Consider the following 16449-nt stretch of genomic DNA (forward strand, 5'->3'; position numbering starts at 1 on the left):
AACGTAGGCCGCGTGATCGAGACCTCTGCTTCCCCCACTTCCGGCGCCGTTGCGGCGGGCCTGGCGACGCTGTCCGCCGACGGCACCGTGCTGGACACCTGGTACCCCGCCCCCGAGCTGACGGCGGGCGGCGACAAGGCCGAGACCGTGCGCCTGAGCGCCGACGAGGCCGTGGCCGCGCTCGGCGCGGACGCCGCCGCCGGGCTCGGCCCCGACGAGGTGCGCGGCGTCGAGGTCGTCGCCGTGCGCACCGTCATCGGCTCGCTGGCCGACGCGCCGGTCGACGCGCACGACGTGTACCTGCGCCTGCACCTGCTCAGCCACCGCCTGGTCCGCCCGCACGGCGCGAACCTGGACGGCCAGTTCGGCCTGCTCGCGAACGTCGCGTGGACGAACCTCGGCCCGGTCGCGGTCGACGCGGTCCCCGCGGCCCGGCTGCGGGCGCGCGCGGCGCGCGTGTCGTTCGAGGTCGCGGGCGTGGACAAGTTCCCGCGCATGACCGAGTACGTGGTGCCGTCCGGCGTGCGCATCGCCGACACGACGCGGGTGCGCCTCGGCGCGCACCTCGCCTCCGGCACGACCGTCATGCACGAGGGCTTCTGCAACTTCAACGCGGGCACCCTCGGCGCGTCGATGGTGGAAGGCCGCATCAGCGCGGGCGTCGTGGTGGGCGACCACAGCGACATCGGCGGCGGCTCGTCGATCATGGGCACCCTGTCGGGCGGCGGCAAGCAGGTCATCTCGATCGGCGAACGCTGCCTCCTCGGCGCCAACGCCGGCATCGGCATCTCCCTCGGCGACGACTGCGTCGTCGAAGCGGGCCTCTACGTCACCGCCGGCACCCGCGTCACCCTCCCGGACGGCACTGTCGTCAAGGCCGCCGAACTCTCCGGCCGCAGCGGCCTCCTCCTCCGCCGCAACTCCCAGACGGGTGCCGTCGAAGCCATCTGGCGCACCGAGTCCTGGGGCAGCCTCAACGCCGACCTCCACAAGAACGACTGACCCCGAACACTCCCGCAGGGCGGCTCCCCACAGGGGGCCGCCCTGCGGCATTTCACCCACGCGAACGAACCACCGCCAAACCGACCCCGGTTCCCTAGCGTGACGCCGTGACGAACACGCGACACGACAAGCCGGAGGCAAGATGAACCACTCCCGCTGGCGCACCGCACGTGAGCGTGCCCTCCGTGGTGAGGTCGAGCCGCCGCGGATCGCCGCCCAGCGCGAGCAGATCCGCCTGGCGATGGATCTCGGGCAACTCGGCTACGACCGCCGCAAAGCGCTGGGGCTGTCGGAAGAGGACCTCGCGGTCTGCTCGGCACCGACGCCGACGAGGTCGAGGCGATCGAGGTCGGCGGCGTGCTTCCGCTGACGTCCGAACTCCTGTCGCGGATTGCCGCCGCGTTGCGGGTCGACGTCGATGTCCGGTGGAACGCCGACGGCGCGGTCGTCAGGTTCGACGACCGCGCCGCTTGAGGCCGGATCTCGCTTACTCCTCGACCAGGTCCGCCGCCTTCGCGCCCGTGGCGACGGCGCGGATGACCTTGCCGGTGGGGGTGCGGGGCAGGGGCTCGGTGCGGATTTCCCAGTGGGCGGGGATCTTGTAGTAGGCGAGGCGGTCGCGGAGGTACTCGGTGAGGGTTTCCGGGGCCAGGGTGCCGCCCGGCTTGGGGACGACGATGGCCTTGACCTCTTCGCCGAGTTCGGGGTGCGGGACGCTGACGACGACGGACTCGGCGATGTCCGGGTGAGCGTCGAGGCAGTGTTCGATCTCCGCGGGGTAGACGTTCTCGCCGCCGCGCAGGATCAGGTCGGAGCGGCGCGTCGCCATGAAGAACTGGCCGTCGCGGGCGAGGCCGAGGTCGCCGGTGCGGAGCCAGCGGTCCGGGGTGAGCGACTTCTCGGTGGCCTCGGGGTTGCGCCAGTACTCCAGCATGACGAGGGGACTGCGGATCCAGATCTCGCCCTCCTCGCCGTCCGGCAGCCGCTCGCCGTCCGGGCCGTGGATCTCCACCTGGACGGTCGGCACCGCGGCGCCGATCGCGCCGCGTGTGGCGGTGAGTTGGGCCGCGCCCGCGGAGGTCGCGACGCCGCCGCTCTCGGTCAGGCCGTAGCCGACGCCCATGGCGCCCTTGGCGTTGGGGAAGACCTGCTGGAGCCGCTCGACGAGTTCCGGCGCGAAGGCCGCGCTGCCGCCGCCGAGCCGGGTGACCGACGTGAGGTCGTACGACGACACGTCCGGGTGGTTGACGACGCGCCAGCCCACGGTCGGCACGACGGACCAGTTCGTGCACTTCTCACGCGCGATCAGCGACAGCACCGCGGGCACCTCGAAGCGTCCGCTGAACAGCACCATCGTGTGCCCGTCGGCCAGCGCCGCGACGGCGCCCGCGAGCAGGCCCGAGACGTGGAAGAACGGGCTGTTGACCAGCCAGCGCCCGGGCGGCGGCACGAAGCCGGCGGGCATCTGCGCGAACGCGCGGGCGGCGAGCAGCGCCTGCACGTTCTGCATCGCGATGACGTTGCGGTGGGTGAGCACGGCGCCCTTGGGGCGGCCGGTGGTGCCCGACGTGTAGAGGATCAGCGCGGCGTCGTCCTCGCTCGCCGGCCCGGTCGGGAGTTCCGCGTCGGGGGCGTGGTCGACGAGTTCGGCGAACCCGGACTCCATCTCCACCACGGGGACGCCCGGGTCGGTGCCGCCGAGGCGTTCGAGGCGGCGGCGGTCCGCGACCAGGACGGCGGGCTCGCAGTCGGCGAGGCCGTAGCGGATCTCCTCGCCCGCCCACCAGCCGTTCATGCCGACGGCGACCGCGCCGAGGCTGACCGTGGCCCAGAACGTGATCAGCCATTCGGGGCGGTTGGCGGCGAGGATCGCGACCCGGTCGCCGGGGCGGACGCCGTACTTGTCGCGCAGCGCGGCGGCGACCGAGGCCACGGCGCGTGCGTGGGCGGCATACGTCCAGCGTGTGCCGTCGTCGTGGACCATGTACTCGCGCTCGCCGAACCGCGCCGACGCCGCCACGAATTCGGAGAGCGAGCGCTGCCGACCGGCCAGCACGCGCATCGTCACGCCCAGGACCTCCTCGTCCACGAGGTCGAGGCGTGAGCCGGACGCGGGAGCCGCGGCCGCGGGTTCTGGGGTTCGGGAGGTCGTCGCCATGCTCCGGACCCTAAGAATGCTTGACCAAGTCAGTCAAGTGTCGCACCCTGCGAACGGGCGTGTCCCCCGCCACGGCATCCCCGCAGCGTGACACGTGTCGCACATCCTCGACCCCGGGAAACACTTGTAAGGGTCAACCTTCCCCTCTAGGGTGCGGACGGCCGCCGATACCCGATACCCCCAACCGGTAAGCTCTCCCCCACAGGGCCCCGGCGGCGGAAGGACGGCGCATGCGCAACGCGACCGCGCTCGTCCGCCTGTTCCTCTTCGTCATCCTCGCCGTCGGCACCGCGGGCATGCACACCATCGGCCATCCGCCCGAGGCGCGCGCCGAAGCCGCGATGGCCGCCGACGCGATGTCCGCCGATCCCATGGCCGCACCTGACGCGCCCGACGGGCCCGACGCGCCCTGCCCCGACGGCCACTGCGCCGCGCAAGGCCCCGCAGCCGCCGAGCACCGGGAAAACACCGCCGACCACAACTCCCCCGCCCGGCACCCCGGCATGGACCCCGCGTCCGTCTGCCTGGCGATCGCGCTGGCCGGGTTCGTGCTGGCCGTGACGCTCCTGGCGCTCCGCCGCGGCGCGGCCCGGCGCACCGCGCTGTTCGTGCGCGGGCTGTGGGGCCGAGTCGCCTCCGTCCTGCCCCCGCCGCAACCCCCCGACCTCTCCCAGCTCGCGATCCTGCGGATCTAGGCCGACCCGTGTCGGCAGGCTCCGGCCTGCCCGCGACCAGGTCCCGGCCGCGCCACCGCGCGGCCCAGCCATCCGCAGCGCCTCCCCGAGGCGTTCGACACGGGAGTACCTCTCACCATGAAGCGCCGTATGCCGCGCGTTCTCGCGCTGTCCGCCGTCGCCCTGTCCGCCGCACTCGTCCTCGCCGCCTGCGGCAGCGACGGCGGCAACGACGGCATGAACACGGGCGACCAGCCCAAGCCGCCTGCCGCCTCGTCCGCCGCGCCGCAGAGCGCCGCCGGGTTCAACGACACCGACGTGATGTTCGCGCAGATGATGATCCCCCACCACGAGCAAGCCGTGGACATGGCGAAGATCGTCCTCGCCAAGTCGGCGAATGCCGACGTCAGGAAGCTCGCCACCGCCATCGAGGCCGCGCAGGCCCCGGAGATCGCCCGGATGAAGGGCTGGCTGACGGCTTGGGGCAAGCCCGCCGCCATGCCGACCACGGGCGGAACGGGCGGAACGGGCGGAACGGGCGGGATGAGCGGCATGGACCACGGCACGGGCACCGACGGCATGATGTCCGACGCCGACATGCAGAAGTTCCGCGCCGCCACCGGCACCGAACTGGACACCCGGTTCCTGCGGATGATGATCGTGCACCACAACGGGGCGATCACCATGGCGGACGACGAACTGGCCAAGGGCGTCAACGCGGACGCCCGCAAGCTCGCCGAGGCGGTGAAGACCTCGCAGTCCGCGGAGGTTCAGCAGATGCGGCAGCTTCTCGGCAGCGCCCCGGGCGCCCAGCCGACCACGTCCGCCAAGCCCTCGATGCCGGGCATGACCGGCATGCCCGGCCACGGCATGTAACGCACCGCGGGCGGCCGGCACCCCGCCGGCCGCCCGCACTCGAACTCGGGCGAGCCGCCTACCCCGCCACCGGCTCCCGCGCCTCCAGCATCGGGATCATCACGTTGTCCACGATCCGCTCGATCGTCTCCCGGCTCGGTGCGGCCGATTCCCGCATGTACGTGGTCCCGACCAGCGCCGGCCCCGCCGTCACGCACTCGTCCGCGAGCGCGCCCGGCCGGGCCTCGCCGCGGTCGACCGCCTCCCGGATCAGGCGGCGGATCAGGTCCAGGCGCGGCGCGACGGCGCGTTCCTGCCACAGCTCCTTGAGTTCCGCGGAGACCGCGGCCTCGCCGCACACCACCCGCAGCGCGACGCCCAGCGAGCCGTCGCAGCTGTTGCCGTACGTCGACAGCACGGCGATCAGGTCGTCGCGGAGGCTGCCGCTGGAGCGGTATTCGGCCAGATCGGGCAGCGAAGCGGAGAGGCCGTCGATGACGATGGCCGGTTTGTCGGCCCACCGCCGGTAGAGTGTGGACTTCCCGGTTCCCGCCCGCGAGGCGACGCCTTCGAAGGTGAATCCGGCGTAGCCGCGCTCGGCCAGCTCTTCCACCACGGCGTCGTTGATCGCTTTGGCGAGCACCGCACCGCGGCGCCGCGGGAACCGGCGGTGGTCATAGTCGCCGACCTCGACGACGAGGCCGTGCGGCGGCGCGACGCGGGCTTCGTCCCGCACCGCGGCGTCCTGGGCATCGCTCACATCGGTCACCTCCGCCATGGGGTCGGCCTCCGCAAACCATCGTACAGAAAACGTTTGCGTTCTCTAACGGGCTTTGCTTACTGTGACCAGAGTACGGAACCGTCCTCTATTTTCCGTCTTCTCAGAACGAGGTACCTCTATGTCCACGGCACCCCCCGAGGTCGCCGCCTCCACGGGATCGCCCGGCGCGCCGGGCAAGAGCGTGCACCCGGGCCTGGCGCTGGCCGTGCTGGCGGGTGCGCAGCTCATGATCGTCCTCGACGCCACGATCGTGAACATCGCCCTCAAGCACATCAAGACCGCGCTCGACTTCAACGACGCGTCGCTTACCTGGGTGATGAACGCCTACACGCTGACCTTCGGCGGCCTGCTGCTGCTCGGGGGGCGCCTCGGCGACCTGCTCGGCCGCCGCCGGATGTTCATCCTGGGTCTGGCCATTTTCACGCTGGCCAGCCTGCTCGGCGGTTTCGCGCAGAACGAGGCCATGCTGCTGGCCGCCCGTGCCCTGCAGGGCGTCGGCGGAGCGATCACCGCCCCCGCGGTGCTGTCGCTGGTCACCACGACCTTCAAGGAGGGCGCGGAGCGCAACAAGGCGCTCGGCGTCTATGCCGCGGTGTCCGGTATGGGTGCGGCCGTGGGCCTGCTCGCCGGCGGTCTCCTGACCGAGTACGCGAACTGGCGCTGGGTCATGTTCGTGAACGTCCCGATCGGCCTCGCGCTGGGCCTGGCCATTCCGCGGATCTTCCCGAACGACAAGGCGACCGGGGCGGGCGGCGGCCTGGCCCGGTTCGACCTGCCCGGCGCGATCACCTCGACGGTGGGTGTGTCCGCACTGGTCTACGGCTTCATCCGGGTGTCGGAGCAGAGCCAGAACCAGAAGGACCACACCTGGACCGACGGCATGGCGATCGCCAGCTTCGTGGTGGGCGTGGTGTTCCTGGCGCTGTTCGTGTTCGGCGAGCTGAAGACCCGTCAGCCGCTGCTGCCGCTGCGCCTGTTCCTCAACCGGACGCGGACCGGCGGCTATCTGGTCATGATGCTGGCCGGTGCGGGGATGATGAGCACGTTCTTCTTCCTCACCCTGTTCATGCAGAACCAGCTGCTGCTCGACCTGTCGCCGATCCTGGCGGGCGTGGCGTATCTGCCGTTGACCGCGGGCGTCATCACGTCGGCGCAGGTCACCTCGCGGATCATCACGCGGACCGGTCCGCGGCCGTTCCTGGTCGTCGGTCCGCTGCTGGCCGGCACCGGCCTGCTGTGGCTGTCGTTCCTCGACGCCGGTTCGAACTACTGGACGGGTGTGCTGCCGGGCGTGGTCCTCATGGGCCTCGGCATGGGCGGCGTGTTCGTCTCGATCATGGCGACCGCGACCGCGGGCATCGACCCGAAGGACATGGGCGTCGGTTCGGCGGTGCTCAACGTCACGCAGCAGATCGGCGGCACCATCGGGCTGGCGGTGCTGGCCACGATCGCGACGTCGGCGGTCAAGTCGGCGGACACCCCGGCGGAGGCGGCCAGCGTCTTCTCGACCGGGCCGATCTTCGCCGCGTCGCTCATGCTGTTCGCCTCGTCGGTGATCGCGTTCGTGCTCGTGCGCGTCCGCCGCGAGGACATCAAGGTCGACCCGGCCGCGGTCAGCCACTGACTCAACCGGAATTCCGTCAAACGTTTGGCCGAGCGGCCGGTTTCCCTGCGGGGCCGGCCGCTCGGCATATGTGCACCCGGGACGAACTCGATCGGTCGGGAACCCCGATCCGCCGTCCCGCGTCTCAACGCAGTGAAAGAAGCACCGAAGCATCCGCGACACCCGCCTCCGACGGAGGCACACCGTGGGCGGCGGCGCTCGCGGGCCGGTACTCTGCCTCAGGCAGCAGGGGGATTCCGGACGCGGCGCTCCGCGTCCCTGGTGGCTGCACACGCACCGGTCGACCGGATCGGCGCGGACTCTGTCGCAGCGAGGAACCGGCGGGGATGATGGGCGGTGGTGGGGGAGAAATCGGGGGGATTGTGACCGAACACGAGTGGCCGGGTGAGCCCCTCGCCAAGGGTGATCCGAACCGGATCGGGCCGTACACCGTCCTGGGCCGGCTCGGCGCGGGCGGGATGGGCCGTATCTACCTCGGGCGTTCGCCGTTCGGCCGGTTGGTCGCCATCAAGACCATCCGCTCCGAACTCGGCGGCGACCCGGGCTTCCGCGCGCGCTTCGCGCAGGAAGTCGCCGCGGCCCGCCGGGTGAGCGGTGTGTTCACCGCCGCCGTGGTCAACGCCGACCCCGATGCCGCCGTGCCGTGGCTGGCCACCGCCTACGTGCCCGCCCCCTCGCTGGAAACCCTCGTGCGCGCCTGCGGTCCGCTGCCCGCCGGTGCGATCCGCTGGCTCGCCGCCGGCATCGCGGAAGCCCTGGAGTCGGTGCACGCGGCCGGACTGGTGCACCGCGACCTCAAGCCGTCCAACGTGCTGGTCGCCAGCGACGGCCCGAAGGTGATCGACTTCGGCATTTCCCGGGCTGCGGACTTCGGTTCGCTGACCATGACCGGTGTCGCGGTCGGCACCCCCGCCTACATGTCGCCGGAACAGGCACAGGGCGTGCGGGACATCACCCCGGCGAGTGACATGTTCTCGCTCGGCGCCACGCTCGTGTACGCGGCGACGGCGCATTCGCCGTATCCGGACCGGAAGCCGGCCGAGGCGCTGCTGCGCCTGGTGACCGGCTCGGCGGACCTGGCGGGCCTGCCCGACGAGCTCCACGATCTGATCAACTCGTGCATGCAGCGCGCGCCGGAGCACCGCCCGTCGCCGACCGCGCTGCTGACCCGGCTGGCGCCGCTGCTGGACGCGGAGAGCAGCTACTCGGACTCGGACAGCCGGCTGCCCGAGGCGGCTGCCGCGATGGTCGAGCGGTTCGAGCGGCAGTACCGCCCGGCGGGCCAGCGCACTCCCCCGGTGCCCGAGCCGCAGGCCGAGCCCGAGGAGACCGACGACGACATCGGCAAGCTGAGCGACGACGACTGGGGCAAGCTGCCCGCCCAGCTCCAGGCCGAGTCGCCCGCTCGGCCCGCGCCGACCGGTCCCGACGCCGTAGCGCGGGTTCCGGGTCCGTCCCCGCAGCCGCCGGTGTCGCAGCCCGGCGGCCCGGGCGGGGCCGGTGGTCCGTTCGGCGGTCCGGGTTCCCAGCCGCACGGCGCCCCGCCGCGCCCGGTGATGCCGCCCGGCGGCCCCGGGTCCGCGCCCCCGCATCCGCAGCCGGTCGGCGGGCAGCCGATGGGCGCCTACCCGATGACGGCCCCGCCGCGTCCGGCCTCGCAGCCCGGCTCGGGTATGCCCGGCGGCGGCGTGCAGCAGCGTCCGATGCCGGCCCCGCAGCCGACCGCGCCGGGCCCGTACGGTCCCCCGCCGGGGTCGCATCCGCCCGGTCAGGCCCCCGGTCAGGCGCACGGCGCGCAGCCGGGCGCCGCGGAGACGATGCTGCGCAAGGGCGGTCCGCCGCCCGGGGCGACTCCGACGTACATCGCCGGTGCCGACGACGCGCCGCGTCCGCATCCGCCGACGCCGCGCACCCCGACCGGGCCGATGTCCGCGCCGACGACACGCCCGTGGCGGTTCGCGGCGAGTGCGGAGATCCTGTCGCCGCCGGTGCGTGCGGGCGGTGTCCGCACGTCGCGGATCCACGTGCACAGCAAGGACAACGGCCTGCACACGCTGCATCTGTCGACCCGCGAATGGCGGTTCGACAGCAGCGGCTGGTCGCATCCGCCCGCGGTCGAGGGCGAGATGATGTACCTGAGCAGCCAGGACAACCACCTGTACGCGCTGGAGTTGGCGAGCCGCCAGTGGCGGTGGAGCTTCCCGACCGGCGGCGAGGTGGTGGCCGCGCCGGTGGTCGCCAACGGCACGGTGTACTTCGGCAGCAGCGACAACGCGGTCTACGCGGTGGACACCGCGACGGGCCTGTGCCGCTGGCGGTTCCCCACGCAGGGCTGGGCGACGACGCCGACGGTCGTGGACAACGTCGTGTACTTCGGCAGCAGCGACCGGTGCGTGTACGCGCTGGACGCGGTCACCGGCTACGCGCGTTGGCGCTACCAGACCGGCGGCTGGGTGTCCGCGCCGACGGTGTCCGGCGGTGTGGTGCACGTGGGCAGCACCGACCAGTACCTGTACCTGCTGGACGCGCAGGGCGGCCAGCTGCGCGGCTGGTACAAGGCGCAGGGCCCGGTGGCGCAGCCCGCCGCGGCGAACGGCGTCTCGTACTTCGGCAGCGGCGACGGCGGCCTCTACGCGGTCGACGTCAACTCGACGAGCTGCCTGTGGCGGTACAAGACGGACGGCTGGGTCACGTCGCCGGTCGTGGAGAACGGCATGGTGTTCGCCGGCAGCAGCGACCATTCGGTGGTCGCGGTCGCGGCGACGGGCGAGCCGCGGTGGCGGTACGTCACCGATGGCCGGGTGACGTCGCCGGTGGTCGCGGACGGCATGGTGTTCGTCGGCAGCACCGACCGGCATCTGTATGTGATCGACGCGGCGACCGGCGGAGCACCGCCCGGAGCCGCAACCAACTGAGCGTTCCTGCAAGGGAGTTCAGGCGGCTTTCCGGCCGCCTTCCCGGCACTCGAAAGCCCCGGCGGACCCGTTCCGCCGGGGCTTTGCCGCATCCGTGGACCACCGTCCGGTTTTGATCACGGTCGCATCACATACCTACCGATCGCTCAGTCGGGGTCGTACAGTCTGGCGCACGCGGCACCGTCCCGCCCGCGCGTTCCCCGTGTTCCACCCGCTCGTGCCTTGCTCTGCCTCGCTCTGCCCGCCAGGCCCGCTCGAAGTCGGTGGTGATAGGTGCGTTTCCTCATCCGGCGTATCGCTTTCTACGTGGTGACCGCGTGGGCGGCGATCACCATGAACTTCCTCATCCCCCGGCTCATGCCGGGCAGCCCGGAGAACACGATGCTGTCCCGTTTCCAGGGGCAGATCTCGAAAGAACAGATCGACGCCATCAAGGCCCAGATCGGCGTCAGCAACGCGAGTCTGCTGTCGCAGTACGGCACGTACTGGAAAGACCTGCTGCACGGCGATCTCGGGACCTCGGTCGCCTATTTCCCGGGGCGCGTGTCCGAGGTGATCGGCCAAGGCCTCTGGTGGACCGTCGTGTTGGTCGGCGTCGCCACCGCGATCGGGTTCGTGCTCGGCACGCTGCTGGGCGTGGCGGCCGCGTGGAAGCGCGGCTCGTTCCTCGACCACCTGCTGCCGGTGACCACGTTCTTCGCGGCGGTGCCGTACTTCTGGATCGCGCTGGTCGCGCTGTCCGTGTTCGGTGCCGAACTGGGCTGGTTCCCGCTGTCCGGCGGCTACCGCCCGGAGCTGGAAGTCGGCTGGTCCGGCGAGTTCATCGCGAGCGCGTTCAGCCACTCGGTGCTGCCCGCGGCGACCATCGTCGTCGGGTCGATCGCCGGGTGGCTGCTCGGTATGCGCAACATGATGCTGACCACGCTGTCCGAGGACTATGTGCTGGTCGCGGAGGCGAAAGGTCTCCGCACGCGCCGCGTCATGCTCGGCTATGCCGCGCGCAACGCGCTGCTGCCCAACATCTCCGGGTTCGCGATGTCGCTCGGCTTCATCGTCAGCGGATCGATCGTCACCGAGACGGTTTTCTCGTACCCCGGCATCGGATTCATGCTCTACAACGCGGTGCTGAACAACGATTACCCGCTCATGCAGGGCCTGTTCCTCATCATCACGCTGATGGTGCTGCTCGCCAACTTCGTCGTGGACCTGTGCTACGTGCTCCTCGACCCGCGCATCCGCCAGGAGGCACGATGACCGCGGCCACCGCACTCGCCGCGCCCGAATCCCCGTCCGCGGAGCCCGCCGCCGCCCCGCCCGCCCGGAAGCGCCGCTTCCCGCTGCTGCGTTCCGGCAAGGCGCTGACCGGCGCGGTGGTCTTCGGGTGCTTCGTCCTTCTCGCCGTCATCGGGCCGTGGATCGCCCCGGAAGACCCGTCGAAGACCGGCGGCCCCGTGCTGCAATCCCCCAGCGCGCAGCACCTGTTGGGGACCACGCAGTCCGGGCAGGACATCCTGTCGCAGATCCTCGTCGGCGCCCGCACCTCGATGCTCGTCGGCCTGGTCGCGGCCACGTTCGCCACCGCGCTCGGCGTCCTCATCGGCGTGACCGCCGGCTACGCGGGCGGCTGGACGGACGACATCCTGTCCATGCTCACCAACATCTTCCTGGTGATCCCGGCCCTGCCGCTGACCATCGTGCTCACCGGCTACCTGCACGGCGGCGGCTGGTTCCCGATTGCGGTGGTCATCAGCGTCACCGGCTGGGCGTTCGGCGCGCGGCTCCTGCGCGCGCAAACCCTGTCGCTGCGCAATCGCGACTACATCAAAGCCGCCCGTGCGATCGGCGAACGCCCGTGGCGCATCGTCACTGTGGAACTCGTGCCCAACCTCGGGGCGATCATCGTCTCCGGGTTCCTCTTCACCTTCATCTTCGCGATCCTCACCGAAACCGGGCTGTCGTTCCTCGGCCTGGGCTCACTGAGCACGTGGAGCTGGGGCGTGACCCTGTACTGGGCGCAGAACTCCAGCGCGTTCACCACCGGCGCGTGGTGGTGGTACGTCCCGCCCGGTCTGTGCATCGCCCTGGTCGGCGCGAGCCTGTCCCTCATCAACTTCGGCGCCGACGAGCTGATGAACCCGCGCCTGGCCTCCGCCGAGAAGAAGCGCCGGGCCCGCCGCACGCCGCAGCCGTCCCCGACCGCCCAGGAGGCCGGCGCATGACCGCCCCCGCCACCGTCCCCGCGCCGATCCCGGCACCCGGCCGCGAACCGCTGCTGGAAATCCGCGGGTTGACCGTCGACTACGGCGAAGGCCCGGGCGCCGTGCACGCGGTCGACGCCGTCGACCTCACCCTGCACCGGTCGGAGACCTTGGGCCTGGCCGGCGAGTCCGGCTCCGGGAAGTCCACGCTGGCGCACGCCGTCACCCGGCTGCTGCGCCCGCCGGGCCGGATCGCCGCCGGGCACGTGCTCTACCACCGCAAGCCCTCCGCCGACGGAGCCGCGAGCCCACCCGTCGACGTGATGGCGATGGCACGCAGCGACCTGCGTGCGTTCCGGTGGGAAGAGATCGCCATCGTGTTCCAGAGCGCGATGAACGCGCTCAACCCCGTGCACACGGTGGCCGTGCAGATCGCCGACACGCTGCGCGCGCATCGGCCGGGCATCAGCCGCGCCGAATGCCGGGACCGGGCCGCGCACTTGCTCACCACGGTCGGCGTGCCCGGCGCCCGGCTCAGCGCCTATCCGCACGAGCTGTCCGGCGGCATGCGGCAGCGCGTCATGATCGCAATGGCGCTCGCGCTCGACCCGGAGATCCTCGTCCTCGACGAGCCCACGACCGCGCTCGACGTCGTCGTCCAGCGCGACGTTCTTGCCGAACTCGTGCGGCTGCGCCAAGAGTTCGGCTTCTCGGTGCTGTTCATCACGCACGACCTGTCGCTGCTCCTCGAAGTCGCCGACCGGGTCGCGATCATGTACGCGGGCCGCATCGTCGAATCGGCCCCCGCCCAGGACGTGTACCGCACCCCGACCCACCCGTACACGCGCGGCCTCGTCGGCTCCTTCCCGCCCCTGCGCGGCCCCCGGCGCGCCCTCGCCGGCATCCCCGGCCCGCCGCCCGACCTGCGTGCCCTCCCGCCCGGCTGCGCCTTCAACCCGCGCTGCCCCGAGGCGTTCGGCCGCTGCACCCAGGACATCCCCCTGCTGCGCACTCCGCCGGCGTCGCCGGACCGCTTGGTGGCGTGCCACCTGGACGACCCGAAGGAGGGGGCCGGCCATGACGACTGAACCACCGGCGAACGCCGCCGCCGACTCCACCGCCGACACCACCGCATCCGCGACCGAATCCGCCACCGGATCACCCGCCGAATCCGCCGAGGGGCCCGCCGCGGATCTCCCGGCACCGCGGCACGCCCGGCGGCCCGCCGAACCGCCGGCCCCGCCCCGCGCCGCCGATCCGTCCCGCACACCCGCGCTCGAAGCCCGCGGCATCTCCCGGCACTACCCGGCCAGCCGCCGCGGCCTCTGGGGCTCTCCCGTCGCCGTCCGGGCCGCCGACGACGTCGAACTGGCGCTCTACCGCGGCGAGATCACCGCGGTCGTCGGCGAGTCCGGATCAGGCAAGTCGACGGTGGCCCGCGTGCTGGCACGCCTGGAGCCGCCGACGCGCGGGCAGTTGCTGCTCGACGGCGAACCGGTCGGGAAGCCGCGCGGACGGGCGTTCCAAAGCTATCTGCGGCGCGTACAGATGATCTTTCAGGACCCGTTCGCGTCGCTGAACCCCATCCACACCGTGGCGCACCACCTGGCCCGCCCGCTGCGCCTGCACGGTCCGCGCCGGTCGTCGGCGGAGGTCCACGCCGAGGTGCTGGCCCTGCTGGAACGTGTCAGCTTGACGCCGGCCGAGCAGTTCGCGAGCAAACGCCCGCACGAACTGTCCGGCGGGCAGCGGCAGCGCGTATCCATCGCCCGCGCCCTGGCGGTGCGGCCGGAGATCCTGCTGGCCGACGAGCCGGTGTCGATGCTGGACGTGTCGATCCGGCTCGGCATCCTCAACCTGCTGCGCCGACTCGGCCACGAAGACGGCCTCGCGCTGCTGTACATCACGCACGACATCGCGTCGGCCCGCTACTTCGCCGACAACGTGCGCGTCATGTACGCGGGCCGCATCGTCGAGGGCGGCCCCGCCGAGGCCGTCACGCAGGCGCCCGCGCACCCCTACACGCGCCTGCTCATCGACTCCGCGCCCGACCCGGACCGCCCGCCCGGCTCCCCTCCACCCGAGCGCCTCGGCGAGGCGCCGGACCCGGCCGATCCGCCGACGGGCTGCCGTTTCCACCCGCGTTGCCCGCTCGCCATGCCGGTCTGCGCCGCGGAGGCCCCGCCGGTGTTCCCGGCCGCGGCGGCGGACCCGGAGAACGGCCACTGGGCGGCCTGCTGGCTGCTCGCTCCCGAAGACCCGGAGGCACGCCCAGGCGCGCTCCCGGTATCCCCTCATCCGACCCCGAACGGACGGCGGTGACGCACGTGTTCAGAATCGGAAGGCTCGGCGGCTCGACACGGACCGGAGGCCTCGGAAAGGCCTCCGATGCCGCGGTCGCTCCCGGAAAGACCGGCCGACGCCTGCGGCGCCGCGTCCTTGCCGCCACGGCCGCCCTGGCGCTGCTGAGCGGCGCGGCCGCGTGCAGCGACAAGAGCAGCGGCGGCGCCGGCGGCAAGGTGATCCTGCGGGCGACGGGCGCGCCGACCGGCCCGATGGTCAAGAACTTCAACCCGTATGCGATCACCGGGCCGATGAACCTCATGGGCGGCGTCGGGATGATCAACGAGCCGCTGTTCATCCCGAACGTGCTGAAGGTCGGCGACTTCAAGCCGTGGCTGGCGAAGTCGTGGCAATTCTCGCCGGACGGCAAGCAGCTCACGCTCGACCTCCAGACCGGCGTCAAGTGGAGCGACGGGCAGGCGTTCACCGCCGACGACGTCGCGTTCACCGTCAACATGCTGCTGAAGAACCCGGCGCTGAACCAGTACGGGCTGCTCGCCGTCAGCGCCCGCGCGGAGGGCCCGGCGAAGGCGGTCATCGACTTCCCGACCCCGGCGTTCACCCAGCTCCCGTTCGTCGGTCTGACGATGATCGTGCCCAAGCACATCTGGGAGCAGGTGCAGGACCCCAACACGTACACCTTCGAGAACCCGGTCGGCACCGGCCCGTTCACGCTCGAATCCTGGACGCCGCAGGGCTACTTGCTGGCAAAGAACCCCGACTACTGGCAGGCCGGCAAACCGAAGATCGACGGCATCCGCTACGTCGCCTACACCTCGAACGTCAGCGCGAACCTGGCCCTGGCGCAGGGCGAACTCGACTGGGCGGGCAACTTCGTCAACAACATCGACAAGGAATACGTCGGCAAGGACCCGGCGAACAACCATTATTGGTTCCCGCCGATGGCGCCCATGTCGCTCGGATTCAACCTCACCAAGCCGCAGTGGCAGAACGCCGACGTCCGCAAGGCCGTCAGCTTCGCGCTCGACCGCAAGACCCTCGCGCAACTCGCCTTCCAGGGCGAGGAGCAGCCGAACATGACACCCACCGGCCTGCTGCCGCAGCACGCGGAGTTCATCGCCGACAAGTACAAGAACATCCAGCTGACGCAGGACATCCCGCAGGCCAAGGCGCTGCTCGCCAAGGCCGGCTACAAGCCCGGCGGCGACGGCATCATGGTCGGCCCCGACGGCAAGCGGCTGACGATGACGCTGCTCACGTCCTCGTCGTTCACGGACGTGCTCACGCTCTACCAGGTCATGACCGACCAGCTCAAGCAGGTCGGCATCGAGGTGAAGATCGACAGCAAGTCCACGACCGAGTCGCTCACGGACACCTACATGGGCAACTACGACGTCGGCATCACCGGTCCGGCGTATGCGGCCTACTCGCCGTTCAACGTCTACGAGCGCACCCTGGCGGGCTACCTCACCGCCCCGGTCGGCCAGCCCGCGTTCAACAACACCGAGCGCTGGCAGGACCCGGAGACGGACAAGCTCCTGCAGCAGTACGCGTCCACGCAGGACCCGGCGGTGCAGAAGCAGGCCCTCGAAGGCCTGCAGGACATCATGGTCGAGAAGATGCCGATCATTCCGCTGTACAACTTCGCGGCCTGGTCCGAATACAGCACGAAGAGCGTGGTCGGCTGGCCGGACAAGGACAACCCGTACAGCGTCGGAATCTCGGTGGGCGCCGCCTCGGTGTACGTCGCCACCATGCTCGAGCCGAAGAAGTAGCAGCTCCGCAGCAAGGCTCCGGCGGCCCCGGCCGCACGCACGGAAGCCCGGTGGCCGGGTGGGACCCGCGGGTCCCACCCCGCCCCCCGGGGGCACCGGCCCCGGGGGGGTAACGGGCCCCAGCGGGCGCCCGCCGGGGCCGAGTGGGCGGGGGGGGCACCCG

The 16449-nt window shown here is 71.6% G+C and carries 13 protein-coding genes; 11 read left to right on the forward strand and 2 right to left on the reverse strand.

What is annotated here, in order from left to right; all coding sequences use genetic code 11:
* Positions 1–12 precede the first annotated feature (12 nt).
* Both dapD and ACPA54_RS37815 read left to right on the forward strand, forming a co-directional pair.
* A complete protein-coding gene (gene dapD / locus ACPA54_RS37810) occupies positions 13–1002 on the forward strand; it encodes a 2,3,4,5-tetrahydropyridine-2,6-dicarboxylate N-succinyltransferase (RefSeq protein ID WP_423536916.1) in 990 nt (329 codons plus the stop codon).
* A gap of 142 nt (positions 1003–1144) precedes the next feature.
* Entirely contained in the window at positions 1145–1372 is a 228-nt protein-coding gene (locus ACPA54_RS37815; protein ID WP_423536918.1) for a hypothetical protein, read from the forward strand.
* Between the two features lie 117 nt (positions 1373–1489).
* On the opposite strand, the gene casG is transcribed toward ACPA54_RS37815, so the two are convergent.
* Positions 1490–3160, reverse strand: a complete 1671-nt coding sequence (gene casG, locus ACPA54_RS37820) for a steroid-24-oyl-CoA synthetase (RefSeq protein ID WP_423536919.1) — start codon at positions 3158–3160, stop codon at positions 1490–1492.
* A 230-nt stretch (positions 3161–3390) separates the two neighbouring features.
* Here casG and ACPA54_RS37825 point away from each other — a divergent pair, with 230 nt between their 5' ends.
* Together ACPA54_RS37825 and ACPA54_RS37830 are read left to right on the forward strand one after the other, a co-directional pair.
* Positions 3391–3855, forward strand: coding sequence for a hypothetical protein (locus ACPA54_RS37825; RefSeq protein ID WP_423536921.1), 465 nt, complete (start codon positions 3391–3393; stop codon positions 3853–3855).
* 117 nt (positions 3856–3972) lie between these two features.
* A complete protein-coding gene (locus ACPA54_RS37830) occupies positions 3973–4710 on the forward strand; it encodes a DUF305 domain-containing protein (RefSeq protein ID WP_423536922.1) in 738 nt (245 codons plus the stop codon).
* Between the two features lie 58 nt (positions 4711–4768).
* Here the strand turns inward: ACPA54_RS37830 and ACPA54_RS37835 are convergent, their stop codons facing one another.
* The gene (locus ACPA54_RS37835) at positions 4769–5449 is read right to left on the reverse strand and encodes a TetR/AcrR family transcriptional regulator (protein ID WP_423536923.1); all 681 of its coding nucleotides are present in this window, start codon (positions 5447–5449) and stop codon (positions 4769–4771) included.
* A gap of 139 nt (positions 5450–5588) precedes the next feature.
* Between ACPA54_RS37835 and ACPA54_RS37840 the strand changes: the two genes are divergently transcribed.
* The 7 genes from ACPA54_RS37840 to ACPA54_RS37870 all read left to right on the forward strand — a co-directional run bounded on the left by ACPA54_RS37840 (position 5589) and on the right by ACPA54_RS37870 (position 16286).
* The gene (locus ACPA54_RS37840) at positions 5589–7094 is read left to right on the forward strand and encodes an MFS transporter (RefSeq protein WP_423536924.1); all 1506 of its coding nucleotides are present in this window, start codon (positions 5589–5591) and stop codon (positions 7092–7094) included.
* A 362-nt stretch (positions 7095–7456) separates the two neighbouring features.
* The gene (locus ACPA54_RS37845; protein ID WP_423536925.1) at positions 7457–10009 is read left to right on the forward strand and encodes an outer membrane protein assembly factor BamB family protein; all 2553 of its coding nucleotides are present in this window, start codon (positions 7457–7459) and stop codon (positions 10007–10009) included.
* A gap of 273 nt (positions 10010–10282) precedes the next feature.
* On the forward strand, positions 10283–11263 hold the full coding sequence (locus ACPA54_RS37850; protein ID WP_345680008.1) for an ABC transporter permease: 981 nt from the start codon (positions 10283–10285) through the stop codon (positions 11261–11263).
* Positions 11260–12228, forward strand: coding sequence for an ABC transporter permease (locus ACPA54_RS37855; RefSeq protein ID WP_423536927.1), 969 nt, complete (start codon positions 11260–11262; stop codon positions 12226–12228). The genes ACPA54_RS37850 and ACPA54_RS37855 overlap by 4 nt, the downstream gene beginning before the upstream one ends.
* Positions 12225–13295, forward strand: coding sequence for an ABC transporter ATP-binding protein (locus ACPA54_RS37860; protein WP_423536928.1), 1071 nt, complete (start codon positions 12225–12227; stop codon positions 13293–13295). Before ACPA54_RS37855 ends, ACPA54_RS37860 begins: the two co-directional genes overlap by 4 nt.
* On the forward strand, positions 13285–14529 hold the full coding sequence (locus tag ACPA54_RS37865) for an ABC transporter ATP-binding protein (RefSeq protein ID WP_423536930.1): 1245 nt from the start codon (positions 13285–13287) through the stop codon (positions 14527–14529). The genes ACPA54_RS37860 and ACPA54_RS37865 overlap by 11 nt, the downstream gene beginning before the upstream one ends.
* Positions 14530–14534: 5 nt before the next feature.
* On the forward strand, positions 14535–16286 hold the full coding sequence (locus tag ACPA54_RS37870) for an ABC transporter substrate-binding protein (RefSeq protein WP_423536932.1): 1752 nt from the start codon (positions 14535–14537) through the stop codon (positions 16284–16286).
* Positions 16287–16449: the final 163 nt, after the last annotated feature.

It is taken from the genome of Uniformispora flossi (assembly GCF_049534875.1).
GTDB lineage: Bacteria > Actinomycetota > Actinomycetes > Streptomycetales > Streptomycetaceae > Yinghuangia > Yinghuangia aomiensis.